Source organism: Nocardioides kongjuensis, from assembly GCF_013409625.1.
Lineage (GTDB): Bacteria > Actinomycetota > Actinomycetes > Propionibacteriales > Nocardioidaceae > Nocardioides > Nocardioides kongjuensis.
Genome location: NZ_JACCBF010000001.1, coordinates 3726287 through 3751198, shown reverse-complemented (window position 1 = coordinate 3751198; position 24912 = coordinate 3726287). Strand labels below are relative to the sequence as shown.

General features: G+C 72.9%; 21 protein-coding genes. 14 read left to right on the top strand and 7 right to left on the bottom strand.

Features of this window, described 5'->3' with window-relative positions; translation table 11 throughout:
• Positions 1-23 precede the first annotated feature (23 nt).
• A complete protein-coding gene (locus BJ958_RS18010; protein ID WP_179728273.1) occupies positions 24-1376 on the bottom strand; it encodes a pyridoxal phosphate-dependent decarboxylase family protein in 1353 nt (450 codons plus the stop codon).
• A 119-nt stretch (positions 1377-1495) separates the two neighbouring features.
• On the opposite strand from BJ958_RS18010, the gene BJ958_RS18005 reads away from it, so the two are divergent.
• Complete coding sequence (locus tag BJ958_RS18005; RefSeq protein WP_273518908.1) at positions 1496-2011, top strand: Lrp/AsnC ligand binding domain-containing protein; 516 nt, start codon at positions 1496-1498, stop codon at positions 2009-2011.
• A complete protein-coding gene (locus tag BJ958_RS18000) occupies positions 2008-2601 on the top strand; it encodes a TetR/AcrR family transcriptional regulator (RefSeq protein ID WP_179728272.1) in 594 nt (197 codons plus the stop codon). The genes BJ958_RS18005 and BJ958_RS18000 overlap by 4 nt, the downstream gene beginning before the upstream one ends.
• Position 2602: 1 nt before the next feature.
• Here BJ958_RS18000 and BJ958_RS17995 read toward each other — a convergent pair whose 3' ends face one another.
• From BJ958_RS17995 to BJ958_RS17985, 3 genes are all read right to left on the bottom strand, one after another.
• The gene (locus BJ958_RS17995; RefSeq protein WP_179728271.1) at positions 2603-2803 is read right to left on the bottom strand and encodes a hypothetical protein; all 201 of its coding nucleotides are present in this window, start codon (positions 2801-2803) and stop codon (positions 2603-2605) included.
• Positions 2804-2951: 148 nt separating this feature from the next.
• Entirely contained in the window at positions 2952-3752 is an 801-nt protein-coding gene (locus BJ958_RS17990; RefSeq protein ID WP_179728270.1) for a flagellar basal body-associated FliL family protein, read from the bottom strand.
• Between the two features lie 30 nt (positions 3753-3782).
• Positions 3783-4562, bottom strand: coding sequence for a carboxymuconolactone decarboxylase family protein (locus BJ958_RS17985; RefSeq protein WP_179728269.1), 780 nt, complete (start codon positions 4560-4562; stop codon positions 3783-3785).
• A 279-nt stretch (positions 4563-4841) separates the two neighbouring features.
• Here BJ958_RS17985 and BJ958_RS17980 point away from each other — a divergent pair, with 279 nt between their 5' ends.
• Positions 4842-6665 (top strand): phosphoenolpyruvate carboxykinase (GTP), encoded by a 1824-nt coding sequence (locus BJ958_RS17980; protein ID WP_179728268.1) that lies wholly within the window; start codon positions 4842-4844, stop codon positions 6663-6665.
• A gap of 148 nt (positions 6666-6813) precedes the next feature.
• On the opposite strand, the gene BJ958_RS17975 is transcribed toward BJ958_RS17980, so the two are convergent.
• Positions 6814-7338, bottom strand: a complete 525-nt coding sequence (locus BJ958_RS17975) for a WHG domain-containing protein (protein WP_179728267.1) — start codon at positions 7336-7338, stop codon at positions 6814-6816.
• 65 nt (positions 7339-7403) lie between these two features.
• Here BJ958_RS17975 and BJ958_RS17970 point away from each other — a divergent pair, with 65 nt between their 5' ends.
• Together BJ958_RS17970 and BJ958_RS17965 are read left to right on the top strand one after the other, a co-directional pair.
• The gene (locus BJ958_RS17970) at positions 7404-8066 is read left to right on the top strand and encodes a lysophospholipid acyltransferase family protein (protein ID WP_179728266.1); all 663 of its coding nucleotides are present in this window, start codon (positions 7404-7406) and stop codon (positions 8064-8066) included.
• 7 nt (positions 8067-8073) lie between these two features.
• The gene (locus BJ958_RS17965) at positions 8074-9222 is read left to right on the top strand and encodes a zinc-binding dehydrogenase (RefSeq protein WP_179728265.1); all 1149 of its coding nucleotides are present in this window, start codon (positions 8074-8076) and stop codon (positions 9220-9222) included.
• A 96-nt stretch (positions 9223-9318) separates the two neighbouring features.
• Here BJ958_RS17965 and BJ958_RS17960 read toward each other — a convergent pair whose 3' ends face one another.
• The gene (locus tag BJ958_RS17960; RefSeq protein WP_179728264.1) at positions 9319-11025 is read right to left on the bottom strand and encodes an FAD-binding dehydrogenase; all 1707 of its coding nucleotides are present in this window, start codon (positions 11023-11025) and stop codon (positions 9319-9321) included.
• Positions 11026-11151: 126 nt separating this feature from the next.
• Here BJ958_RS17960 and BJ958_RS17955 point away from each other — a divergent pair, with 126 nt between their 5' ends.
• From BJ958_RS17955 to BJ958_RS17945, 3 genes are read left to right on the top strand one after another with little or no spacing between them, the layout of a single operon-like run.
• Positions 11152-12345 carry an RsbRD N-terminal domain-containing protein gene (locus BJ958_RS17955; RefSeq protein WP_179728263.1) on the top strand — a complete coding sequence of 398 codons (1194 nt, stop codon included), beginning with the start codon at positions 11152-11154 and terminating at the stop codon, positions 12343-12345.
• 52 nt (positions 12346-12397) lie between these two features.
• Positions 12398-15400 (top strand): MMPL family transporter, encoded by a 3003-nt coding sequence (locus BJ958_RS17950; RefSeq protein ID WP_218865847.1) that lies wholly within the window; start codon positions 12398-12400, stop codon positions 15398-15400.
• Between the two features lie 19 nt (positions 15401-15419).
• The gene (locus tag BJ958_RS17945) at positions 15420-16007 is read left to right on the top strand and encodes a TetR/AcrR family transcriptional regulator (RefSeq protein ID WP_179728262.1); all 588 of its coding nucleotides are present in this window, start codon (positions 15420-15422) and stop codon (positions 16005-16007) included.
• A gap of 142 nt (positions 16008-16149) precedes the next feature.
• Here the strand turns inward: BJ958_RS17945 and BJ958_RS17940 are convergent, their stop codons facing one another.
• On the bottom strand, positions 16150-17721 hold the full coding sequence (locus BJ958_RS17940; protein ID WP_179728261.1) for an adenylate/guanylate cyclase domain-containing protein: 1572 nt from the start codon (positions 17719-17721) through the stop codon (positions 16150-16152).
• Between the two features lie 48 nt (positions 17722-17769).
• Here BJ958_RS17940 and BJ958_RS17935 point away from each other — a divergent pair, with 48 nt between their 5' ends.
• Genes BJ958_RS17935 through recC form a run of 6 tightly spaced genes read left to right on the top strand, consistent with a single transcriptional unit; the run spans position 17770 to position 24889 of the window.
• Positions 17770-18279, top strand: a complete 510-nt coding sequence (locus BJ958_RS17935) for a nuclear transport factor 2 family protein (protein WP_179728260.1) — start codon at positions 17770-17772, stop codon at positions 18277-18279.
• Positions 18276-18776 (top strand): PGPGW domain-containing protein, encoded by a 501-nt coding sequence (locus tag BJ958_RS17930; protein WP_179728259.1) that lies wholly within the window; start codon positions 18276-18278, stop codon positions 18774-18776. Before BJ958_RS17935 ends, BJ958_RS17930 begins: the two co-directional genes overlap by 4 nt.
• A complete protein-coding gene (locus BJ958_RS17925; RefSeq protein ID WP_179728258.1) occupies positions 18773-19366 on the top strand; it encodes a sugar O-acetyltransferase in 594 nt (197 codons plus the stop codon). The genes BJ958_RS17930 and BJ958_RS17925 overlap by 4 nt, the downstream gene beginning before the upstream one ends.
• Positions 19363-20304, top strand: coding sequence for a patatin-like phospholipase family protein (locus BJ958_RS17920; protein WP_179728257.1), 942 nt, complete (start codon positions 19363-19365; stop codon positions 20302-20304). The genes BJ958_RS17925 and BJ958_RS17920 overlap by 4 nt, the downstream gene beginning before the upstream one ends.
• Positions 20304-21467 carry a TetR/AcrR family transcriptional regulator gene (locus BJ958_RS17915; protein WP_179728256.1) on the top strand — a complete coding sequence of 388 codons (1164 nt, stop codon included), beginning with the start codon at positions 20304-20306 and terminating at the stop codon, positions 21465-21467. The genes BJ958_RS17920 and BJ958_RS17915 overlap by 1 nt, the downstream gene beginning before the upstream one ends.
• 11 nt (positions 21468-21478) lie before the next feature.
• Positions 21479-24889 carry an exodeoxyribonuclease V subunit gamma gene (gene recC / locus BJ958_RS17910; RefSeq protein WP_179728255.1) on the top strand — a complete coding sequence of 1137 codons (3411 nt, stop codon included), beginning with the start codon at positions 21479-21481 and terminating at the stop codon, positions 24887-24889.
• Positions 24890-24912: the final 23 nt, after the last annotated feature.

Below are 24912 nucleotides of genomic sequence, written 5' to 3'. Positions count from 1 at the left end.
CTGGTCGTCAGGATGTCGGGTCGTCAGGATGTCGTGGTCGTCAAGATGTCGATGACCGCTGCCGGGTCGGTCGCCGGGTTCACGAACGCCAGCCGCAGCACCGTCTCGCCGCGCCACGACGTCGGGACGCAGAGGATCCGGCCCGCGCGGGAGAGCTCGTCGGACCACGCGTAGTAGTCGTCGCGGGTCCAGCCCGGGCGGTCGAACAGCAGCACCGAGAGGTCCGGCTCCATCAGCAGGCGCAGGGTCGTGCTCTCCCTGATCGCGTCGGCGACCGCGCGGGTGGTGGTGAGCGTCTGCTCGACCGCAGCGGCGTACCGGTCGGTCCCGTGCACGGCGAGGCTGAACCAGAACGGCAGCCCGCGCACGCGCCGGGACAGGTGCACGGCGAGGTCGGTCGGGTTCCAGGCCTCACGGTCGATGCGGTCGAGGTACGACGCGTGCTGGCTGTGCGCCGCACGGGCCAGGTCCGGGTCGCGGTAGAGCAGGGCGCAGCAGTCGTACGGCGCGAACAGCCACTTGTGCGGGTCCACGATGAAGCTGTCAGCCCGCTCGATGCCGGTGAACCGCGCACGGGCGGAGGGGGCGGCGAGCCCGGCGCCGCCGTACGCGCCGTCGACGTGGAGCCAGATGCCGTGCTCCTCGCACACGTCGGCGACGTCGGACAGGTCGTCGATGATGCCGGCGTTCGTCGTGCCGGCGGACGCGACGACCGCGAAGACGCCGGGCTCGTCGGCGATCGCGGCGCGCAGCGCGGCACCGGTGAGCTGGCCGCGGTCGCCCTCGGGGACCTCGACGACCTCGACGTCCATCACCCGCGCGTCGGCGAGGATCGAGGAGTGCGCACCGGAGGTGCAGGCGATCTTCCAGCCACCCTCGGGGCGAGAGCCGCGGCGGGTGAGCGCGGTGTGTCGTGCGGTCACCAGCGCCGAGAGGTTGCCGGAGGTGCCGCCGGAGACGAAGCAGCCGCCGGCGTCCTCGGGCCAGCCGAGCAGCGAGACCAACCAGGCCAGCGCCTCGTTCTCGGCGAAGATCGCTCCGGCGCCGGCCTCCCAGGTGCCGCCGAAGATGTTGAAGCTCGACACCACGGCGTCGAAGGCGAGGGCGGCCCGGGTCGGCGCGGCCGCGATGTAGGCCAGGTTGAGCGGGTCGTCCTGGGCGCGGGTGGCGGGGGCGATGACGTCCTGGAAGACGGAGAAGGCCTGGTCGACGCCGATGCCGGCGGGGGTGATCGTCGTACCGGCGTCGGCGCGGAGCGCGGAGATCGGACGCGCGGTCGTCTTCGGGTCGGACGGGCTGGAGATCCGGGCGGACGCGATCTTCACGGCGGCTTCGGTGACGCGACGCTCGTCGCCCCAGATGTGGGTGGCCTGCATGGGGCGAGCAGATCAGGTCGGCGCCGGACCCCACAACCTGACCATCCGGAGGTGGCCAGGATGCGTACATCTGCTGGAGGTTCGGTCATGCAAGTAGGCAAGATGACTAGATTGGACCGGTGCTGACCCTGGACCAGATCGACCTCGCTCTGCTGACCGCGCTCACCGAGCACCCGCGCGCCGGCGACCTCGAGCTGTCGCGGCTGACGAAGGTCGCCCGGGCCACGGTGCACAGCCGGCTGCGCCGGCTGACCGAGGCCGGCGTCATCGCCGACTGGGACCCGACCCTCGACGTCGCCGCGGCCGGGTTCGAGGTGCAGGCCTACGTGACGCTCGAGATCGCGCAGGGCGCGCTCGACGAGGTGGCCCGCGACCTCGAGCAGATCCCGCAGGTGCTGGAGGCCTACGTCACCACCGGCTCGTTCGACGTCCTGTGCCGGGTCGCGACCCGCTCCCACCCCGAGCTCCAGGCCACGCTGGTGCGGATCGACCAGGCCTCCGCGGTCGTGCGCTCCACCAGCGTGATGGTGCTGTCCGTGCTCGTGCCGCCCCGGGTGCTCCCGCTGCTCGCGAGCGCGGAGCCGGTGCCGAGCCGGCGAGCGCCGGCGTACCGGACCGCGGAGCGCGACGCATGACCCGGCTCGCGGCCGAGGAGCGGCGCAAGCTGCTGGTGGACGCGGCGATCCGGGTGATGGCCCGCGACGGCGTCCCCCGCGCCACCACCCGCTCGATCGTGGGCGAGGCCGGGATGGCGCTCGCCGCCTTCCACTACTGCTTCCGCTCGAAGGCCGAGCTGCTCGAGCGCGTCGCCGAGGAGATCCTGGCCCGCACGCTCAGCCCCGCACGGGAGATCGTGACCGGCGAGGGCACCGTCGAGGAGCGGGTGCGCTCGGGCGTCGCGTCGTACTGGGGGCACGTCGTCGAGCACCCCGACGAGCACCGGCTGACCTACGAGATCACCCAGTACGCCAGCCGCACCGCCGGACTGGAGGTGCTGGCCCGCCACCAGTACCGCGCCTACGTCGACGCGCACCGCAGCCTGCTCGAGGCCCTGATCGAGCACGACGAGCTCACCGTGGCCCGGCCCGTCGAGGACGTCGCCCGCTACCTCGCCGCCGTCGTCGACGGGATCACCCTGCTCTACCTCAACGAGGGCGACGCCGACGCAGCGCGGGCCGCGCTCGACGTGGCCGTCGACCACGTGCTGGGCCTGCTGGGCCGCTGACTCACTCGCCCTCGTCCGGCTCGCTCCCGGCGTCGTCGTCGTCCGCGATCACCTCGCCCTCGAGCAGGTGCTCGACCATGCCCTGCGCCTGACCGGGCGTCGGCGGGGCGTCGAAGTCCTCGGTCGCCGGCACCAGCTCGTAGAGCTCGGCCAGGCTCACCTCGTCGCCCGGACGCGTGTCATCGGCCCTCGGGTCCCCCATGCTCGAAGCCTAGGCGGTGCGGCGGCCGAGGGGCCGCAAAGTTTTTCCTCGCAACATGATGACAACAGAGCGCGTGCTCTGGCATGCTTCTCTCGCCGCCGCAGGTGACCCGAGACGCCTGCGGCGGCTTCCATTTTTCCTGGCAGGCTCAGGACTTGAACAGCAGCGCGGTCTTGAAGTCCGTGTTCATGTAGTTCACCAGCGAGGTCAGCTTCTTCTCCGCGACCTCCACCCGCGACGTGCCGACCGTGACCGCGACGACGTTGCCGTAGACGCTGGAGTTCCACTGCCCCTGCACGAAGGACGGGTAGAGGCTGCCGGCGGGCAGGTCGAGGTCGGTGTCCTTCAGCGCGCCCTGCGCGGCCTTCGCATGACGCTCGGTGTCGAAGACGAGGAACAGGTGGGTCAGCCGGACCTTGCCGCCGAGGGCCGTGAACACCCACTGGGCGGCGTACTCGCAACGCTGGTCGGTGAGCACCGAGCCCTTCTCGACCGGCGCGCAGGTCGGGTGGTCGGTCGAGCTGACCAGGGTGGCGTGGTGCTCGACGTCGCCGAGCTTGAAGTCCCAGTTGCCCGGGAAGTCGGCGACCTTCACGTCGTTGTGGATGTCGTCGTCGGTGTCGTCCGAGGGCGTGTACGGCGTCGACGGGCCGGTGCTCGGCGTCGCGGGAGTGCCCTGCGTCGTCGCCGCGGAGGTCGCCTCGGCGGTGGGTACGGAGCCTGTCCGGCTGCGCGTCGGCTCGTCGGCGGCCCGGTCCTCCTCGCCGCCGCCCGCGACGAGGAAGGCGCCGACCGCGACCACGCCGAGCAGCACGATGGCGAGCAGGACGCCGCCGATGACCAGCGCGACCCGCGCTCCGCTGCCCTTCTTCTGCGGCGGCGGCCCGAAGGGCGGGTACGGCGGGTACGGCGGTGGCGGTCCCGTCGGGGGAGGGGGCGGGAAGCTCATGGGAGCCGTCCTACCCGTCCTGGTCGTGGCTCAACCGAGTCCGAAGACGACGCTTCCGTCGTCGAGGACGTCGTAGACCTCGGTGCCCTCGGTGACGTGCGCCGCGTCGGTGCCGAGGGCGACCGCGACCTTGTTGGCGGCGTTGCGCAGCAGGTCGAGGACCAGCTCGACCTGCTCGGCGGGCGAGTAGTGGGCGCGGACGGCGGCGACCAGGTCGGGCCCGAGCCCGGCGGGGTCCCAGACCAGGGCGTCGACGACGGCCAGGCCGGTGCGGTGCCGCTCGGAGAGACTGCTGCTCCCGGCGTGGTCGTCGATGGCGGCGTACGTCTCCTCGTCGCCCCCGGCGACCAGGGCCGAGCGGCTGCGCAGTGACTGGCAGATCCGGCAGTTGTGCTGACGGGCCTGACGCAGCCGGAGCACCTCGGTGGTCACCGGGTCGAGCACGCGCAGCCGGGCGATCGCGCGCCACAGCTCGTCGAGGGCGGGCCACGGGTCGTCCGCGCCGTCGGCCGTCGGTCGGGGCGCGGCCAGCCCGGTGAGCGGGTCGAGCTGGCCGAGCTGGGTGAGGGCCCGCCGGGCACGCGGCACCCAGTCGGCGACGTAGAGCCGGCCGGCGAAGGTACGGGTCCGCGGGCCGAGGGCGGCCACGAGCGCATCGCGCTGCTCGTCGCTGACCATCGACACGTCGACCGCGAACTGCTCGGCGAACGCGACGACCTCGGGGGCCTCGCCGGCGACCAGGTCGTCGAGCGGGACGACGGTCAGACGGTCCAGCGCGGCGGCGACCTCGGGGGCGTGGGAACGGAGCACGACGCCAGCAGATCAGGCCGTCCGCGGGGCCCGGAGGCGCTGTGCCGGTGGCCGGGACGGGACCTCGCGCATTCGAACGATCCAATCCGGAGCGCCGTCGGAGCCGCCGTGAGACGGAGGTCGCGCCGATGTGCGTGAACGCAAAACGGGTGTCATGGTGACTGTCACGCGGACGACGGTGTCCACGGATCACACGATTCGAACCCCGGGAAGAACCGGGTGGGCTGTGGGGTAGCGTGCCCACACCTTGTCAAGGACCGAAAGGCTGGCGAATAGCACATGGTTGATGTGGAGCGGACGCTCGACGAGGCGGGTCTCACCAACCCCCACGTCCGTGAGTACGTCGCACACTGGGCCAACATCACCGGAGCAGAGCGCATCGAGGTCGTCTCCGCGGCCGACGACGCGCGCCTGATCCAGGAGGCACTGGACGCGGGCGAGCTGCTCCCCGCCGGCGAGGGTCGTTACTACTCGCGCTCCTACTACAAGGACACCGCTCGCGCGGAGGAGCGCACCATCGTCGCGACCTCGAACGAGGCCGACAAGGGCGTCTACAACAACTGGAAGCCCGCCGCCGAGATGAAGCCGAAGCTCGTCGAGCTGATGACCGGCGCCTCGGCGGGCAAGACGATGTACGTCATCCCCTACCTCATGTCGCCGAAGGGCTCGCCGGTCGAGAAGTTCGCGGCCGGTGTGGAGCTGACCGACAACCGCAACGTCGTGCTCCAGATGATCCGCATGGCGCGGGTCGGCGTGGAGTACATCAACGACCTCGGCGACTCGTTCGTCAAGGCCGTGCACGTCACCGGCGACCTGGAGAACCTCGGTCAGGGCACCCCCGACGACAAGCGCTACTTCGTGACCGTCGCCGACGAGCGCACGATCCTGCACTTCGGTTCGTCGTACGGCGGCAACGCGCTGCTCGGCAAGATCGCCCACGGCCTGCGCCAGGGCTCCTACGACGGCTGGAAGAACGGCTTCCTCGTCGAGCAGTTCATGCTGCTGGGCATCACCGACAAGCAGACCGGCAAGAAGTACAACATCTGCGGTGGCTTCCCGTCGGCCTCGGGCAAGACGAACCTCGCGATGACGCTGGCCCCCGACGCCCTCGGTGACCGCTACTACGTCGAGTTCTACGGCGACGACATCGCGTGGATCTGGGTCGGCGACGACGGCAAGCTCTACGGCATGAACCCGGAGAACGGTGTCTTCGGTGTCGCCAAGGACACCAACGAGAAGACCAACCCGACCGCGATCGACTCGATCGTCCCGGGCACCGGCGCCATCTTCACCAACGTCGCCTACAACCCGAAGACCCAGGAGGTCTGGTGGGAGGGTCGCGGCGAGAAGCCGACCGACCTCGACGGCTGGGAGGACTGGAAGGGCGAGGTCATCGCCGACCGGGCTCCGGAGCACGCCGACGACCCGTGGGCGCACCCCAACAGCCGCTTCACGACCACCCTCGCGAACGTCCCGAACGTCGCCAAGGACTTCGAGGCCCCCGAGGGTGTCGAGATCCACGGCATCATCTTCGGTGGCCGCACCCGCGACCGTGAGCCGCTGATCCGCGCGATCACCGACATCGCCGAGGGCGTCTACGACGGCCTCACCCTGGGCGCCGAGGCCACCGCGGCCGCCGACGGCCTCGAGGGCGTGCTGCGCTACGACCCGATGTCGATGCGTCCGTTCATGTCGTACTCGGAGGCGGACTACGCCGCGCACTGGCTCGAGGTCATCGGCCGCGCGACGACCAAGCCGATCTTCGCGCACGTCAACTGGTTCCAGCGTGGCGACGACGGCCGCTTCCTGTGGCCCGGCTACCGCGAGAACCTGCGGCCGCTGAACTGGCTGATGGAGTTCCTCAACGGTGAGGTCGAGGGTGTGCAGACGCCCGTCGGCGTCCTGCCGAAGCGTGAGGAGCTCAACCTCGAGGGCCTCGACGAGCAGTGCCTGGCCGACCTGGACACGCTGCTCACGATCGACGTCCCGCGCTGGCAGCAGGAGATGGGCTTCCGCGAGAAGCACCTCGCCCAGTTCGACGGTCTCCCCGAGGAGATCTGGGAGGCGCACCGTCGGGTCGCCGCCGCGCTCGACAACGCCTGAGCCTCCGCTCTGGGCAGCACCCCGGTTCTTCGGAGCCGGGGTGCTGCGTTTTTCGGCCGTGGTGAGTTTCACCGGCCGGCCGGTGAAACTGGTGCTTGGACGAGGATGCATCGTCGTCCAAGCGCGAGTTTCGTCGTCCCGGTTCGCGTTATGACACCCATTCGAGAAGTACGTCGAGCGCTGCCGCCGGGTCGATGCCGGTGGGCTCGGTCGCGCGCCGGCTGGTGAGCGCGGCCAGACCGTGGACACCGGACCACAGGGCGAGGACCTCCTCAGGGGTGGGGCGCCGCCCGGTGGTGCGGGCCAGGGTGGCGCCGAGGTCGGCGAACCAGCGGCCGGTGATCTCGCGCAGGTTGCCCCCGGCGCCCTCGAGCAGGTCGTGCCGGGTGATCAGGGCGAACATCTCCGGGCGCTCTCGCGCGAACGCCAGGTAGGCGCGCGCCGCGGCCCGGAGGTCGTCCGCCGCCAGGGCCGGGCCGATCTCGGTGCCCAGGTCTTCGAGGCCGCGGCGTGCGACGGCGGCCAGCAGGGCGTCGTAGGTGGGGAAGTGGCGGCGCGGAGCGCCGTGGGAGACACCGGCAGCACCGGCGATCGAGCGCAGCGAGATCCCGGCCAGGCCGTGCTCCTCCAGCAGCTCGGTGCCGACGGAGACGAGACGGTCGCGGACGCTCACGTAGACATTGTCTACGGGCATCGGGCAGACTTCCAGTAGACACTGTCTACTCCGGGAGGTCCGAGATGTGGTTCTGGGTGCTGCGGTGGGTCCTGCTCGGGCCGGTCGTGCGCTGGTACACCCGGCCCCGCGTGCTCGGCCTGTCCCACGTCCCGGCCTCGGGCCCGGTCGTGGTCGCCGCCAACCACCGCGCCGAGATCGACTCGCTCGTCCTGTCCCTGGTGCTGCCGCGCCAGCCGCGGTTCCTGGCGAAGGCGGAGTACTACGCCGGCGCCGGACTCCGCGGCCACGTCGAGCGGTGGCTGTGCTCGGTGACCGGCCAGATCCCGGTCGACCGGGCCGGTGGCTCGGCGGCGTCCGCCTCGTTGCGTGCGGCCGAGGGGCTGCTGCGCTCCGGCGGGGTGTGGGCGATCTACCCCGAGGGCACCCGCTCGCCCGACGGCCGGCTGCACCGCGGGCACACCGGCGTGGTCCGGGTCGCGCGGGCGGTGCCGGACGCCGTCGTGCTGCCGGTCGGCCTGCTCGGCACCGAGGCGGTCGATCCACCCGAGCGGGACCGACGTGAGCGCAGGCGGTGGCGACGCGGGCGGGTCACCGTCGTGATCGGGCCGGCTGTCGACGTACGACAGGGGGAGGTGCGGGAGGCGACCGATGCCCTGATGCGGGCCATCGGGGAGTTGACCGGCCAGCAACCACTCGACGAGTACGTCCCCCGGCGGGCGGCATGATGACCCCATGCGTGCCGTCGTGTGCCACCGGACCGAGCTCACCGTCGAGGACCTCCCCGACCTGACGCCCGAGCGGGGGCAGGTGCTGATCGACGTGGAGCGGTGCGGGATCTGCGGCTCCGACCTGCACGCCCGGCTGCACTGCGACGAGACCGCCGCCGACGTCGCCGAGCTCGGCTACGACCACTTCATGCGCTCGACCGACCGGGTCGTGATGGGCCACGAGTTCGTCGGCACCGTCGCCGACCACGGGCCGCGCACGCGCAAGCAGTTCCCGGTCGGCACCCGGGTCGTCGCCCTGCCCGTGCTGCGCGCCGGAGGCTCCACCCACCTGACCGGTCTGAGCCCGCTGGCCTCCGGGGGGTACGCCGAGCAGGTGCTCGCCATCCCGTCGATGACGATGCGCGTGCCCGACGAGGTCGACGCCGACGCCGCTGCTCTCACCGAGCCGTTGGCGGTCGCGCTGCACGCCGTACGCCGGGGCGAGGTGGGCGCGAAGGACACCGCCGTCGTGATCGGCTGCGGCCCGATCGGCCTGGCCGTGATCGCGATGCTCAAGGCCACCGGCGTGCGCCACGTGATCGCCAGCGACTTCTCCGCCGGCCGCCGGGCGCTGGCCGAGAGGATGGGGGCCGACGTCGTCGTGAACCCCGCCGACGAGTCGCCGTGGGCCTCCTTCGCGGAGTCGAAGCGCTACCTCACCGAGGCGATCGCCCTGGCCGACCTCGGCATCGACGCGATGGACAAGCTGCGCGCCGTACCCCTGCTGCCGTGGGCCCACGTCATGCGCGCCGCCGAGAAGGCCGGCGCCACCCCGCGCGGACCGGTCGTCTTCGAGTGCGTCGGCATCCCCGGCATGATCGAGCACGTCGTCGCCAACGCCCCGCTCCTCTCGCGCGTGGTCGTCGTCGGCGTTTGCATGGGCGAGGACTCCTTCCGCCCGTCGATGGCGATCAACAAGGAGATCGACCTGCGCTTCGCCTTCGCCTACGACCCCAGCGAGTTCCACCAGACCCTGCAGTGGATCGCGTCCGGCAAGGTCGACGTCCGCCCGCTCGTCACGGGCGTGGTCGGCCTCGACGGCGTGGCCGGGGCGTTCGAGGACCTCGGCGACCCCGAGCGGCACGCGAAGATCCTGGTCGACCCGACGTCGTAGGGCCTCCCGGCGCTGGGTTGGACGACGAAACTGGCGGTTGGACGGTGAGTTTCGTCGTCCAAGCGCCAGTTTCACCGGCCGGCCGGTGAAACTGACTCAGCCGCGCCCGACGGCCCGGCCGGCCGCGCGGCCGGAGAAGATGCAGCCGCCGAGGAAGGTGCCCTCGAGCGCGTTGTAGCCGTGGACGCCGCCACCGCCGAAGCCGGCGACCTCGCCGGCGGCGTACAGGCCCGGGAACACCGAGCCGTCGGGGCGGACGACCTGGCTGTCGAGGTTGGTTTCGATGCCGCCGAGGGTCTTGCGGGACAAGATGTTGAGCCGTACGGCGATCAGCGGGCCGTGGGCCGGGTCGAGGATCTTGTGGGGCTTGGCGACGCGCATGATCTTGCCGGTGCGGTCCTTGCGGCCGTTGTGGATCGCCATCACCTGGGCGTCCTTGCAGTAGGCGTTGTCGATCTGCCGGTCGCGGTCCTCGATCTGCTTGCGCAGCACGGCGGCGTCGAGGACCCGGCCGCCGCGGGCGATCTTGTTCATCCCGGCAACCAGCTCGTCGAAGGAGGTGGCCACGACGAAGTCCTCGCCGTGCTCCTTGAACGCCTCGACCGGGCGGGTGGCGCCCTTGCCGAGCCGCTCCTTGAGCATCATCCGGACGTCCTTCTCGGTCCAGTCGGGGTTCTGCTCGGAGCCGGAGAGGGCGAACTCCTTCTCGATGATCGACTGGGTGAGCACGAACCACGAGTAGTCGGCGCCGGTGGCGAGGATCTGCTTCATCGAGCCGATGGAGTCGGCCCCGGGGACCCCGGACATCCCGGTCAGGCGCTTGCCGTCGGCGTCGAACCACATCGACGACGGGCCGGGGAGGATCCGAATGGCGTGGTCGGGCCAGACCGGGTCCCAGTTGTGGATGCCCTCGACGTAGGCCCACATCCGGTCCCTGTTGACCAGGCTGGCGCCGGCGGCCTCGGAGATGGCGAGCATCCGGCCGTCGACGTGGGCGGGTACGCCGGCGATCATGTGCTCGGGAGCGGGCCCGACCCGGTCGGTGGGCCAGTTCGCGCGCATCAGCTCGAAGTTGTGGCCGATGCCGCCCGACGTCACGATCACCGCCGGCGCCCGGAAGGTGAACGAGTCGACGACCTCGCGGGACGACTTCTCGCCGCGCGGCAGGTCGGACGGCTCGAGCACCGATCCGCGCACGCCCACGCAGGCGCCGTCCTCGACGACCAGGTCGTCGACCTGGTGGCGCAACGCGAAGCGCACCTGCCCAGCGGCCTCGGCCGCCTCGACCGGCTCCAGGAACACCCGGACCACCTCCGGGCCGGTGCCCCAGGTCAGGTGGAAGCGCGGGACGGAGTTGCCGTGCCCGCTGGCGGAGCCGTCGCCGCGCTCGGCCCAGCCGACGAAGGTGAGGGACCTCAGCCCGAGCTCGCGCAGGTAGGCCCGCTTCTCGCCGGCCGCGAAGTCGACGTACGCCCGTGCCCAGCGGCTGCCCCAGTGGTCCTCACCGCGCTCCGGCCCGTCGCCGGTGCCGATCCGGTCGAAGCCCGCCGAGCCCTGCCAGTCCTGCCACGCCAGCTCGGGGGAGTCCTTGATCCCCATCCGGCGCTGCTCGGGGGAGTCGACGAAGAACAGCCCGCCGAGCGACCAGAACGCCTGGCCGCCGAGGTTGGCCCGGTTCTCCTGGTCGAGCACCAGCACCTTCCTGCCCGCCTTGACGGCCTCGTGGGTCGCGACCAGGCCGGCGAGGCCGGCGCCGACGACGATCGCGTCGGGCTCGAAGGTGGGGTCGACGCTCTGGCTCATCGGGTTCCTCGCTGCTCGAAGGCGGTGTTCTGTTCCAGGTCCCATTCTGAGGGCTCCGCGGCCGCGGTGATCCCGTGGGAACGCGCCACGTTGACAGCCAGATCGTTGTGATGGGACACAAGAGTCGTGTCCGAGCCCATCCGCCTGCAGGGAGTCGTGCTGCACGAGGAGCTGACCCGGCGCCGGGCCGAGCTGGTCGCCGCCGTCGTGGCGTCGGTGGGCGAGCTGGTGCCGGCGTACGGCGTGCTCCCGCGCGAGCAGCTCGTCGACGAGTTCGCCGGCGTGGTCGACGTCGCGGTCCGCCTCTTCGCGCAGGTCGTGCGGACCGGTGAGGTGCCCGCCGACGGGGAGCTGCAGGTGCTGGGGGAGGCGGCCGGGCGGCGGGCCGAGGAGGGGATCGCGCTCAGCGACCTGCTCGCGACCTACCACCTCAGTGTCTCGTTGATCATGGACCGGCTGACGGACGGTGCGAGGCCCGAGGACGCAGCCGACCTGGTGCGGATCCAGCGCCTGCTGCTGGCGTTCCTGGCCCGGGTGATGTCGGTCGCCGCGACCGGCTACCTCGCCGCCAGCCAGGAGTCGCTGCGCGAGTCGCACGACGCCCGCAAGGCGCTCCTCGACGCCCTGCTGGAGGGGCAGGACGCGGCCGGGGTCGCCGCCCGGGCGGGGCTGGAGCTCCCGGCGTCGTACGTCGTCCTCGCGCTGGCCGTCGCGCCGCACCCCGACGAGGCGCAGCCCGGCGTCGACCCGGGGGTCGCCGCCCGGCGCAAGCTGCGCCGCTTCCGGCACCAGCTCGACCTGTCCGCACCGCAGGCCCTGGCCTCGCTGTCGTCGGCCGGAGGCGTGGTGCTGCTGCCCGGCCGTGACCCGGACGTCCGGGGGCTGGTCGCCGAGCTGAGCCGGGCGGCCGGCGTACCCGTGCTGGCGGCGAGCGACGTCACAGCTCCCGATGGTGTCGCCGCCGCCGTCGCGCTGGTCCGCGAGGTGCTCGACATCGCGCGCCGCAGCGGGCGCGCCGACGGTGTGGTGACGCTCGACGACGTGCTGCTGCGCTACCAGCTGAGCCGCCCGAGCGCCGCCACCGCCCGGCTGGTCGAGCGGCTCGCGCCGCTGCGCGAGCACCCCGAGGTGCTGCGGACCCTGCGGCACTACGTGCTCGACGACGAGCTCCACCGGCGGCGTACCGCCCGGCGGCTCGGCGTGCACCCCAACACCGTCGACTACCGGCTCAAGCGGGTCCAGGCGCTGACCGGGCTGGACACGTCGCGGCCGGGCGACGTGCAGGAGCTGATGGCCGCCCTGCTCCAGCTCGACGAGTGACCCTCGCCACCGTTCCTTGCCACTGGCAAGGAACGGGTTCTAGTTTCGCCGCGTGGGCACGACGCATGGGGACAGGCCGGACAGGGCGGACAGGGCGGCCGGCTATGCGCGCTTCGCCGTACGACGGGCCGGGTGGGTGGTGCTCGCCTGGCTGGCGCTCACGGTCGTGATGAACGTGGCGGTACCGCAGCTCGAGGAGATCGCCGGGCGCGACTCGTCGCCGATGGTGCCGAGGGACGCGCCGTCGATGCGCGCGGTCGAGCTGATGAACCAGGAGTTCAGCAACGGCGACGCCGAGAGCTTCATCGTGGTCGCGATGGAGCGGACCTCCGGGCTGACGCGGGCCGACCGGACGTACGCCGAGTCGCTGGTCACCGGCCTCGCCGAGGACAAGGGCGACGTCGCGTTCGTCCAGGATGTCCGCGACCCCGCGCTGCGCAAGGCGCTGACCAGCGAGGACAGGCAGGCGCGCTACCTGCTGGTCGGCATCACCGGCGCCACCGGGGCACCGGCATCGCTGCGCCAGGTCGCCGCCGTGCGCGACATCGCCCGGGCGAGCGCACCGGACGGGCTCACCGTCCAGGTCACCGGGCCGACCGCGACCGTCGTCGACCTCGCGACGGAGACCGAGCACAGCGTCCTGCGGATCACGGTGGTGACGATCGGCCTGATCGCGCTGATCCTGTTCCTGATCTATCGCTCGTTCGTGATCCCCGTCCTCATCCTCACCGTCGTGGGGCTCGGCCTCGGGCTCGGCCGCGCGGTGGTGGCGTGGTGCGGGCTCCAGGACTTCTTCGCGGTCTCCACCTTCAGCGGCTCGTTCCTCACGGCGATCGTGCTGGGCGCCGGCACCGACTACGCCGTCTTCCTTGTCGCGCGCTACCACGAGCAGCGCCGCCTCGGCGTGGACCCGGGACGCGCGGCCGCCGTCGCGGCCACCCGGGTCGGCTCGGTCATCGCCGGCTCCGCGGTCACCGTCGTGCTCGCCACGCTCGCGATGGCGCTGGCCGACCTCGGCTTCTTCAACACCACCGGGCCGGCGGTCGCGGTCAGCATCGCGGTCAACCTGCTGGTCAGCCTGACCCTGACGCCCGCCCTGCTCGCTCTCGCCGGCCGCCGCGGCTGGGCCGAGCCGCGCGAGTCGAAGGCCTCGGGCGCGTGGGCGCGGGTCGCGGGTGTCGTGGCCGCGCACCCCGCACGGATGCTCACCGCCTCGTTGGTCCCGCTCGCCGTGCTGGCGGCGGTGTTCCCCCTCGCCGACCTGTCCTACGACGTCCGCGACCCGCTCCCCGACGACGCCGAGAGCAACCAGGGCTACGCCCTGCTGGGCCGGCACTTCCCGGTCAACGAGGTGCTCCCGGACTACGTGCTGATCCGGGCCGACCACGACCTGCGCACCAGCAAGGACCTCGCGGTCCTCGAGCGCGCGTCGGCCGCGGTCGCCCAGCACGACGGGGTGGCGCTGGTGCGTGGGGTGACCCGGCCGCTCGGCGTACCGATCACGGAGGCGTCGCTCGCCTACCAGTCGGGCCTGGTCGGCGACCAGCTCGACCAGGCGCAGGGCAAGGTCGCCGAGGGGACCAGCGGCGCCGAGCGGCTGGCCGACGGGGCCGGGCAGCTCGACGACGGCGCCGGCCAGCTCGCCGCCGGCGCGGAGAAGGCGGTGGCCGGCGCGGACCGGATCGCCGCGTCCACGGGCAAGCTGACGTCCGGCATGACCCAGCTGCTCGACGGCGCCGACGCGGCGATCACCGGGACCGGCGACCTGCGCACGGGCGCCGGTGGGCTCGCCGACGGCCTGGACGCCGCGGCCGACCAGGTGCAGCTCGCGGTGGACGGACTCGGGCTGGTCCACGACGCGCTGGCCACCAAGAGCCTCACCTGCGGCCTCGACCCGGCCTGCCGGCAGGCCCGGACCGGACTGAAGCGGATCTGGGAGGCCGAGCGCGACCAGCTGCTGCCGGGCCTGCGGCAGGCCGCGAAGGGCGCCCGTGCACTGGCGACGGGCAGCGGCGACCTGCAGTCGGGTCTCCAGCAGCTGCGGGCCGGCCTCGCCAAGGCACGCAACGGCAGCCGCCAGCTCGCCGACGGCCAGAGGGTCTTCGCCGAGCGCCTCGGCGACCTCTCCGCCGGCGCCGACGAGCTCGCGGCCGGTGCGGACCGGCTGCGCGGCGGCACCCAGCAGGTCGCCGCCTCGCTGCCCGAGCTCGAGGACGGCCTCGCAGCGGCGGCGCGCCACCTCCGCGAGACGCGTACGGCGGCCGACGACCCCGCCAGCGGCGGCTTCTACCTGCCGCCGACCGCGCTGGAGGACCAGGACTTCGCCGCTGCCATGCGGCTCTACCTCTCGCCGGACGGTCGGACCGCGCGGCTCGCCGTACTCGGCTCCACCGACGCCTTCGGGCCCGAGGCCTCCGACCGGGTCGAGGACATCCGGGCCACCGTGGAGACCTCGCTCAACGGCACCCGTCTCGACGACGCCGAGGTGCTCACCACCGGCATGGCGAGCACGAACGCCGACCTGCGCGACTACTCGATGTCCGACCTCGAGGTGATCGCGGGCTTCGCGTTGGTGGCGGTCTTCGTGGTGCTGCTCCTGCTGCTGCGCAGCCTGGTCGCGGCGTTCGCGCTGATGGCCACGGTCGTGCTGTCGTACGTCGCCGCGATCGGCCTGTCCGTGCTGGTCTGGCAGTACGGGTTGGGCATCCAGCTCGACTGGACCGTCGCCGCGGTCGCGTTCGTGGTGCTCGTGGCGGTCGGCGCCGACTACAACCTGCTGCTGACCAAGCGGATGCACGAGGAGGCACCCGACGGCTCGGCCGCCGGCATCGCCCGCGCCACCGCCGCCACGGGAGGCGTGATCACCTCGGCCGGCGTGATCTTCGCGGTCTCGATGATGGCGCTGCTCGCGGGCCGGGTGACCACGATCGGGCAGGTCGGGTTCACCATCGCGGTCGGTCTGCTGCTCGACACCTTCGTCGTCCGCTCGCTCCTCGTGCCCGCACTCGCTACGTTGCTGGGCAGGCGGCTGTGGTGGCCGCAGCGAGCTCGGTGACGCAGGCTGGGGGATGATCATGAGGCAGGTCGACCTGCGGCAGCGGCTGATCCGCGCGGCGGAGCAGGAGATCGCGGCGTGCGGCCCCGCGAAGGCCAGCCTGCGCGCGATCGCCCGCCGGGTCGGCGTCTCCCACCAGGCCACCGCCCACCACTTCGAGGACCGGGCGGGACTGTTCACCGCGCTCGCGGTCGAGGGCTTTGAGCTGCTGCTCTCGCGCACCCGGGCCGCCGTCGCCGGCGTGGAGGTCGGGGGTGGTCGGCAGGTGACCGCCGCCGGTGTCGCGTACGTCGAGTTCGCCGCCCGCCAGCCCACCATGTTCGACGTGATGTTCCGCCCCGAGCTGCTGCACGCCGACGACGCCGCGCTCTGCGAGGTCCGGCTGGCCCACCGCGGCCTGCTGCTCGACCTCGTCGGGGCTGCCCAGGCGAGCGGGTGGGCGGCCTCGGTGCCGACCGAGGAGCTGGTCACGATCGGCTGGGCCACCGTGCACGGGCTGGCCGTCCTGCAGCGCGACGCCCAGCTGACCGCCGTACCCACCGAGGCCGACCTGGACCCGGCGAAGCTGCTCGTGGTGATCGGTCGGGCGTTGGGGGCGCTGGCCTGATCTGCCGGCGCCGCGGCTGTAACACGTGGTTCGCTGCTCTAGCGGACCCATGTCGCTTGTTCGGGGCCCCTGCAGAGCCGGTCGAGCGAGGTCTTGGGTCGGGTAGAGCGGCGAACCACGTGTTACAGCGGCCGCGGGTCGCCTACAAGCGCTGGATCGCCAGCCGGGTCGGCTGGGTGCGCCCGCGCAGGACGACCTGGCCGTGCTCGACCCAATGAGCCGCCTCGGCGTCGCTGGCGGCATCCACGGAGTCCCAGGAGGCGAGCACGCCGCCGGGGACGTCCTTGGCGAGGTCGGTGAGCCGGGCGGCGGAGTTCACGGCGTCGCCGATGACGGTGTACTCGAAGCGCTGCTCGTGACCGACGTTGCCGGCGACGACCTGGCCGGTGGCGACGCCGATGCCGGCACCCACCTCGGGCACCTCGACGGCGAGCCGTGCGGCCGTCGTCCTGGCCGCCTCGAGCGCCGCGGTGGCGTGGTCGGCGTGCTCGACGGGGGCGCCGAAGATCGCCAGCACGGCGTCGCCGATGAACTTGTTGACCAGCCCGTGGTGGCGGTCGACCTCGTCGACGACGACCCCGAAGAACCGGTTGAGGACCGCGACGACCTCGGTCGGCCCGTGCTGGGTGGCGTACGTCGTGGAGCCGACCAGGTCGACGAAGAGCACCGAGCACACGCGGGTCTCGCCGCCGAGCTCGATCTCGCCCGCCCCCAGGGCGGCCGCGGCGGCCGCGACCTCCTGGCCGACGTGCCGGCCGAACAGGTCGCGGATCTGCTCGCGCTCGCGCAGCCCGTGGACCATCGAGTTGAAGCCGCTCTGCAGCTGGCCGAGCTCGGTGCCGTCGTACACGACGACGTCGGCGTCCAGCCGGCCCTTCTCGACCTCCTGCATCGCGTCGCGCACCGACAGCAGCGGCGCGACGACGGAGCGGGCGTTGAGGTCGGTGAGCAGGAAGCCGAAGACCAGGACCGCCCCGCAGACGATGATCGTCACCACGGCGAGCTGGGTCAGGGTCGCGTCGGACCCGGCGGGCGTGAGCGCGAGGATCGCGGCGATGAGGAGCCCGACGACGGGCGCGCCGGTGCCGAGGGTCCAGAAGATCGTCATCCGCGGACCCACCCCGACCCCGCGCACCCGGTGGGTGACCTTCACGTCGGCCAGCGCCCGCGCCGCGATCGGGCGCAGCGTGAACTCGGTCAGCAGGTAGGCGATCCCGGACACCACGACAGCACCGATGCCGACCGTGAGCGCGGTTCCCACCGCCCGCGACGGCTGCAGCACGACGGTCAGCACGGTGAACAGGATCGTGCCCACCATCCAGATGTAGAACTGCGCGAAGGTGAGGGTGAGCGGCACCCGCAGCGCCCGCGCCCGCTGCGCCGGGTCGATGTCGACCTCCGGCTGGGTGGCCCAGCGCAGGGCACGCAGCGACGACGTGGTGCCCCAGATCGCCCCCACGATCGCCGCGAGCACGACGTACGTCGGGATGGCGATCGCCAGCGCCAGGACCATCTCGCTGTTGGGGCCGGGCGACGGGATCGCCCAGGTGTTGATGACGAACACGACCAGCGCGCCGACCAGGTTCGTCGTCACGAGCATCACGGTCAGCAGCACCTGGATCCGGACCCGCAGCTGGCGGGGCTCCTGGTCGCGCGGGCCGAGGACGCGCGAGCCGAACGGGCTGCGTCGTCGAGAGGCAGTCCCGCGCGGCATGGGCCGAAGCCTAGTGTCGAGATTGGCCGGACCTGATTGGATCGACCCATGAGCGCAGCCCCCTCGTTCTCGCCTGCGGAGATCACCGAGGCGTACGCCGCCTTCCACGAGCAGGTCGCCGACTTCGCGAAGACCGGGAACTGGGACGGGTACGCCGACCTGTTCACCCCGGACGCGGAGTACGTCGAGCACGCGATGGGCACCTTCCGCGGCCGCGACGAGATCCGCGCGTGGTCGGTGCGCACCATGACGTCGTACCCGGGTCGGGTGATGCCGGAGTTCCCGATCACCTGGCAGGTCGTCGACGCCGCCCAGAACCGGCTGGTCTGCGAGGTCCTCAACCCGATGCCCGACCCGGGCGACGGGACGATGCTGGCCGAGCCCAACATCACGATCATGACGTACGCCGGCGACGGGCTCTTCTCCCGCGAGGAGGACGTCTACAACCCGCTCCGCTTCCACGCGATGGCGCAGAGGTGGGCGCGGATCGCGGCGGCCCACGGCAACGCCGACGAGGACGTGCTGGCGTGGCTCGACAGGTTCGGAGGAGGCCGGTGACCGGCGCGGCGAAGCGGATCCTGCTCGAGGTCCTCGGCTGGCTCCTGCTGCTCGCCGGCATCGCCGCGATGGTGCTCCCCGGACCCGGCCTGCTGCTGATGGCGGCCGGCCTGGCGGTGCTGTCGCAGCAGTACACATGGGCCGAGCGGCTGCTCGACCCCGTCCTGCTCCGTGCCCTGCGCGCCGCCGCGGAGGGCGTCGAGACCTGGCCGCGGATCATCGCCTCCACCATCGGCGCCCTCGGGATCGGTGCCTTCGGCATGGTCTGGCTGCTCGACCCCGACACGCCCGAGTGGTGGCCGATCGCCGAGAAGTGGTGGCTGCCCGGCGGCGTGTGGACCGGCATCACCCTGCTGCTGTCCTGCGCGATCGCGCTCGGCCTGCTCGTCTACTCCTACCGCCGCTTCCACGGCAAGCCCGAGGCGCGTGCGGCCCTCGAGGGTGAGATCAGCGAGGCCGACGGTCGCCGGCACCACACCGACGAGCACGAGAAATGAGCGCGGTGGACGACGCCCGGGCGCCGGAGGAGCGGTCGACGAAGGAGCGGATGCTCGCCGGCGAGCTGTACATCGCCGACGACCCCGAGCTGATCGCCGACCACGTCCGGGCCCAGGAGCTCACCGAGGCCTACAACGCGACGGGGATCCACGAGCGCGCCCGTCGTACCGAGATCCTGGGCGAGCTGCTGGGCTCCTTCGGCGAGGACAGCGCGATCCGCCCGCCGCTGCGGGTCGACTACGGGTCACAGATCCGCGTCGGGTCGGGGGTCTTCGTGAACTTCGGCCTGGTCGCCCTCGACGTCGTCGACATCACCATCGGCGACGACGTGCAGATCGGGCCCAACGTCCAGCTGCTCACACCGCTGCACCCGCTCGAGGCCGGCCTGCGCCGCGACAAGTGGGAGAACGCCGCGCCGATCACGATCGGCGACAACGTGTGGCTCGGCGGCGGCGTCATCGTCTGTCCCGGCGTCACCATCGGGGCGAACACGGTCGTCGGCGCCGGCTCGGTCGTCACCCGCGACCTGCCCGCCGGCGTGCTGGCGGTCGGCAACCCGGCCCGGGTGGTGAGAGAGCTCCAGCAATGACGTCCCTGCTCGATGCCCTCGCCCAGCGGCGCGCGTCCGGCAGCCGGCCGGGACAGCGCACCGACGATCACCGGATCGCCCTGGCCATCGAGGGCGGCGGAAGCCGGGCGGCGTACTCCGCGGGCATGGCGCTCGCCATCGACGAGGCCGGCCTGACCGACTGCTTCGACGACGTCTACGGCACCTCCGGTGGCGCCCTCAACGGCGCCTGGCTGCTGACCGGAGAGGCGCAGCGCTGGCTGCGCAGCTGGGCCTGGCCCGAGGTGCAGGCGGCGAGGGTCACCGACCCACGCCGGGTCTTCCGCGGCGGCCCGGTCGTCGACCTGCGGCGCCTCGTGCACCACGTCTACGAGTCGATCACCCCGATGGACTTCGACGCGATCGTGGCCAACCCGATCGGCTTCCACCCCATCGCGACCGACGCCGCGACGGGCAGGGAGACCGACCTGGCGCCGTACGTCGTCGACCGGCTCGGCGCCCAGACCGCCCTGCGCGCCAGCTCCTGCATCCCACTGCTGGCCGGGCGTCCCGTGCGGCTGGGCGATCGGAGGTACGTCGACGGCGGGCTCTCCGAGGGCGTGCCCTACCGCACCGCGCTCGCGCAGGGCGCCACCCACGTGCTGGTGCTGCGCACCCGCCGCTCCGACCAGCGCGCGGTGCCGCCGTCGCGGCTGGAGCGGCTCCTGCTGGCGCCGTACTTCCTGCGGCACGGGCGCGCCGCCGGCGCCGCCCACATCGACCGGTTCCGGTCGTACGCCGCCGACGACCTGCGCCTCGCCGCCGGCACGCTGGCCGACGTACCGACCCTGGTCGAGGTGCGCCCGCCGCTCGGCTCGCCGGAGGTGTCGCGGCTCAGCGCCGACCTGTCCGTCATCGACGACGCGATCGAGCGTGGGCGGTTGGTGATGGCGGACTACCTCGACAAGCTGCCGGCCTGATGTCGGAGGCCGTCCCTCAGCGCCGCCCGCGCAACCGCAAGCAGCTGATCGTCGCGGCCGCCGCGCGACAGTTCGAGCGGGCCGGCTTCCACGACGTCTCGGTCGCCGACATCGCCGCCGAGGTGGGCGTCTCGGCCTCCGCTCTCTACCGTCACTTCAGCGGAAAGACCGGCCTCCTGGCGGCCGCGGTCGAGCAGGAGATCGAGCTCCTCGAGCTGGCTTACGGCGGACCCGCCGGCCTGCCCGGGTTGCTCGACCACGCCGCGAGGCAGCTGCTGCGACCGGACCGGGCGGGCAGCGTGTGGCAACGCGGCCAGGTGTTCCTCGAGCCGGACCGGGCCGCCGAGCTGGAGGCCCGCTACCTGGCCGCGCTCGAGCCGTTGCGGCGTGCGGTCGGTGGCGAGGTGTCCACGTGGGCCGTCCACTCGGTCCTCACGACCGGACGGGCGTTCGAGCGGGCCAAGGTGGACCGGGACCGTGCTCAGGAGCTGATGGTCGCAGCGGCGATGGCCATCGCCGGGCTGGGCGACCTCGGGGCCGGTCGATCCGTCGTACGCCGGCCGACGGGCTCGGGGGCCGGGCTGCGGCCGGCGTCGCGGAGGGAGGCGGCGCTCTCGGCTGCCGTGCGCCTGTTCGCGGAGCGTGGCTTCCACGCCGTCGGCATGGACGACATCGGCGCCGCGGCGGGCATCTCCGGTCCGACGCTCTACCACCACTTCCCGCGCAAGTCCGCCGTGCTGACCCACGCCATCACCCGGTGCCTCGATGCGATGCAGTTCGACCTGGCCGGGGTCCTCTCCTCGACGAGCGACCCGGCGGATGCGCTGGAGAAGGCGCTGGCGTCGCTGGTCCGGATCAACGTCGCGCAGGGGGACGCGCTGGCTGCGCTGTTCACCGAGCTGGTCCACGTGCCCGAGGAGGAACGGGCGCCTATCCGGCGGATGCAGCAGGACTACGTCGACGAGTGGGTGGTGCTGCTCGTCGCCTGCCGGCCCGAGCTGACGCGCGCGGACGCCCATGCACTGGTGCGCTCGGCGCAGACGGTCGTCAACGCGATGCGGCTGCGGCTGGCGCCCGACGAGGAGGGCCAGCGCGACGGGTTGCTGCGGATCGGGCGGGCGGTGCTGGGGACTCCGTCGGGTTCTGCCGAACCCCGCAAGTAGCCTCGGCCGCGATGACCCTCCACCTGCACCGCGCCGCGCGGACCGACCTGCTCGCCGACGAGCTCGGCGAGCTGCTGGCGACCCCGCTGGCCGACCCGTTCGCCAGCGAGGTGGTCGTGGTGCCGGCGCGAGGCGTCGAGCGCTGGCTCACCCAGCGGCTCTCGCACCGGCTCGGTGCCGGACCGTCCGGGGGCGACGGGGTCTGCGCGGGCGTCCGCTTCCTGCAGCCCGCGTCGCTGGTCGGGCTGCTGCTCGGCCGTGATCGCGACGACCCGTGGCACCCCGATCGCCTGGTGTGGCCGCTGCTCGGGACCATCGACGAGTCGCTGGGCGAGGCGTGGTGCGCGACCCTGGCGACCCACCTGGGGCACGGCCTCGACGGTGAGGAGGGCGAGCTGCGCCGCAGCCGCCGGTGGTCGGTCGCGCGACGCCTCGCGGAGCTGTTCGCGTCGTACGCCGTCCAGCGGCCGGCGCTGGTCCGCGACTGGCGCGAGGGCCGCGACACCGACGGGGCGGGGGAGCCGCTCGCGCCGGACCTGGCGTGGGAGGCCGAGCTGTGGCGGCGGCTGCTCGCGCGGATGGCTGCGGCGGGGCACGCCGAGGCGCCGGACGTGCGGCACGACCGGGTCTGCGCCGCGTTGCGGTCCGGTGAGGTCGCCGGGCTCGACCTGCCCGACCGGCTGTCGCTGTTCGGCCACACCCGCCTGCCCGAGACCGAGATCGACCTGCTCGTCGCGCTGGCGGCGCACCGCGACGTCCACCTCTGGCTGGCCCAGCCGTCCGCCGCGCTGTGGTCCGCCGTCGCCGCGGCGGGGATCGAGGTCGGGCCGCGCGACGAGTCCGCGTCGGCACAGCTGGCCCACCACCCGCTGCTGGCGTCACTCGGTCGCGACTCCCGCGAGCTGGCCACCGTGCTGGGGGCGCGGGTGCGTGCGGGGCAGGCCGCGGATGCCGGTGCCGCACCGGATCCCGGGGCTCCGGACGACCTGCTGGGGTGGCTGCAGGCCGACCTGCGGGCCAACCGCGTGCTGTCCGTGGAGGAGCGGGCAGCCCGGGTGCTACGCCCCGACGACCGGTCCCTGCAGGTGCACGCCTGCCACGGCCCGGCGCGCCAGGTCGAGGTGCTCCGCGAGCTGCTCGTCGGCCTGCTCGAGGACGACCCGACCCTGGAGCCGCGCGACATCGTCGTGATGTGCCCCGACGTAGAGACCTACGCGCCGCTGATCTCCGCCGGCTTCGGCATGGGCGAGCTGATCGGCGAGGGATCCGCCGCGGCCGGCTCCGAGCTGCACCCGGCCCACCAGCTGCGGGTTCGGCTGGCCGACCGCGCCACCAGCAGCACCAACCCGCTGCTCGCCGTCGCGGTCGTGCTCGTCGACCTCGCCGGCGGACGGGCGACCGCGTCCCAGGTGCTCGACCTGCTGGCGCGACCGGTGTGCCGGCGCCGGTTCGGGTTCACCGACGACGACCTCGCGCGGATGACCCGGTGGGTCGCGGAGGCCGGCGTGCGGTGGGGCATCGACGCGACCCAGCGGGCGGCGTACGCGATGGACGGGTTCGAGCACAACACCTGGCGAGCCGGGCTCGACCGGCTGCTGCTGGGTGTCGCGATGAGCGACGACGACTACCGCCACGTCGGCCGCGGCCTGCCGGTCGACGACATCGCCAGCGGCGAGATCGAGCTGGTCGGCCGGCTCAGCGAGGCGGTCACCCGGCTCGGCGACTGCCTCGGCGCGCTGGACAGGGCGAGCGCTGCTGACCAGTGGTTCGCCGCGCTCACCGAGGGCGTGCGCGACCTGTGCGAGGTCGATGATGACGAGGCGTGGCAGCTCCCGCAGTTCGAGCGCGAGCTCGCCCGGGCCTGTGTCGGTGCGGGCAGCGCCGACGAGAGCGACGAGGACAGCACGGGCGTCCCGCTGCGACTGGCCGACGTCCGCGCCCTGCTGCAAGCGCGGCTCGCCGGTCGCCCGACGCGGTCCAACTTCCGCACCGGCACCCTGACCGTCTGCACGATGGTGCCGATGCGCTCGGTGCCGCACCGGGTGGTGTGCCTGGTCGGCCTCGACGACGGCGTCTTCCCGCGCAGCAGCGGGGTCAACGGCGACGACGTCCTCGGCCGGCGCCCGCGCGTCGGCGAGCGCGACCTGCGCGGCGAGGACCGCCAGCTGCTGCTCGACGCCATCCTCGCGGCCGGCGAGCGGCTGGTGATCACCTACACCGGTGCCGCCGAGCACACCGGTCAGGAGCGGCCCCCGGCGGTGCCGCTCGGTGAGCTGCTCGACGCCCTCGACCGCACGTCGGCAACGCCCGTGCGCGACCGGGTCGTCGTACGCCATCCGTTGCAGGGGTTCGACCCGCGCAACCACGTGCCCGGCGAGCTGGTCGGGACGGGTCCGTTCAGCTTCGACCGCGCGTCGCTGGCCGGCGCGCGGGCGTCGGTGCGCGAGCGGACGCCGGTCCCGGCCTTCCTGTCCGGACCGGTGCCGGCTCGGCCTGCGCAGGACGTGTCGCTCGCCGACCTCATCGACTTCGTGCACCGCCCGGCGCGCAGCTTCCTGCGCGGGCGCCTCGACGTGGCCACCCCGTTCGAGCCCGGTGAGGTCGCCGACGCGATCCCGGTCGACCTCGACAACCTGGAGAGGTGGGCGATCGGCGACCGGCTGCTGCGCGCGGTCCTGTCCTCCGACGACCCGGCCACGACCGGTGAGGCGGTGATGCTCGCCGAGCAGCTGCGCGGGTCCCTGCCCCCCTTCGGACTCGGGTACGGCGCCCTCAGCGACGTCGTCCGCGACTGCCAGGCCCTGCTCCAGCAGAGCGCGCCGCTGCGTGCCACCCCCGCCCGCAGCGTCGACGTCGACGTCGACCTCGGGGACGGCCGCCGGCTCACCGGCACGGTGCCGCGGGTCCACGGCAACCAGCTGGTCGACGTCACCTACTCCCGGCCCGGGCCCAAGCAGCGGATCGCGTCCTGGCTGCGGGTGCTCGCGCTGAGCGCCAGCCACCCCGACGAGAACTGGAGCAGCCACGCGATCGCCCGCGCCAGGGGCGGTCCGCAGCGGGCGCTGGCCGGGCCGCTCGACCACCGCGCGTCGGAGTGGCTGCGTGCGGTCGTCGACCTCTACGACGAGGGTGCCGTGCGGCCGCTCCCGATCCCGCTCAAGACCGCGCACGCATGGGCCGAGGCGCGGGCCAAGGAGCTGCGCGGGATGGACATCGACCCCGTCGAGGTCGCCGCGCGTTCGTGGGTCACCGACCCGTTCAACTCCTACGGCATCACCGGCGAGGACGACGACGCCGTGCACCGCCGGATCTGGGGCCACGACGCGCCCGTGTCGGTGCTGATCGAGGCCGGGCTGCCGTCGTACGCGTGGACGCTGTGGGAGCCGCTGCTCGCCGGCGCCGAGAAGGTGGGCCCCCTATGACCACCCCACGACGTTCTTCTCCT

Coding starts and splice junctions, on each gene's coding strand:
- recC (WP_179728255.1), top strand. CDS start 21,479: ATGACCCTCCACCTGCACCGCGCCGCGCGGACCGACCTGCTCGCCGAC.
- BJ958_RS17970 (WP_179728266.1), top strand. CDS start 7,404: ATGTGGTTCTGGGTGCTGCGGTGGGTCCTGCTCGGGCCGGTCGTGCGC.
- BJ958_RS17990 (WP_179728270.1), bottom strand. CDS start 3,752: ATGAGCTTCCCGCCCCCTCCCCCGACGGGACCGCCACCGCCGTACCCG.
- BJ958_RS17920 (WP_179728257.1), top strand. CDS start 19,363: ATGACGTCCCTGCTCGATGCCCTCGCCCAGCGGCGCGCGTCCGGCAGC.
- BJ958_RS17995 (WP_179728271.1), bottom strand. CDS start 2,803: ATGGGGGACCCGAGGGCCGATGACACGCGTCCGGGCGACGAGGTGAGC.
- BJ958_RS17980 (WP_179728268.1), top strand. CDS start 4,842: ATGGTTGATGTGGAGCGGACGCTCGACGAGGCGGGTCTCACCAACCCC.
- BJ958_RS17965 (WP_179728265.1), top strand. CDS start 8,074: ATGCGTGCCGTCGTGTGCCACCGGACCGAGCTCACCGTCGAGGACCTC.
- BJ958_RS18000 (WP_179728272.1), top strand. CDS start 2,008: ATGACCCGGCTCGCGGCCGAGGAGCGGCGCAAGCTGCTGGTGGACGCG.
- BJ958_RS18010 (WP_179728273.1), bottom strand. CDS start 1,376: ATGCAGGCCACCCACATCTGGGGCGACGAGCGTCGCGTCACCGAAGCC.
- BJ958_RS17940 (WP_179728261.1), bottom strand. CDS start 17,721: ATGCCGCGCGGGACTGCCTCTCGACGACGCAGCCCGTTCGGCTCGCGC.
- BJ958_RS17925 (WP_179728258.1), top strand. CDS start 18,773: ATGAGCGCGGTGGACGACGCCCGGGCGCCGGAGGAGCGGTCGACGAAG.
- BJ958_RS17915 (WP_179728256.1), top strand. CDS start 20,304: ATGTCGGAGGCCGTCCCTCAGCGCCGCCCGCGCAACCGCAAGCAGCTG.
- BJ958_RS17935 (WP_179728260.1), top strand. CDS start 17,770: ATGAGCGCAGCCCCCTCGTTCTCGCCTGCGGAGATCACCGAGGCGTAC.
- BJ958_RS17960 (WP_179728264.1), bottom strand. CDS start 11,025: ATGAGCCAGAGCGTCGACCCCACCTTCGAGCCCGACGCGATCGTCGTC.
- BJ958_RS17945 (WP_179728262.1), top strand. CDS start 15,420: ATGAGGCAGGTCGACCTGCGGCAGCGGCTGATCCGCGCGGCGGAGCAG.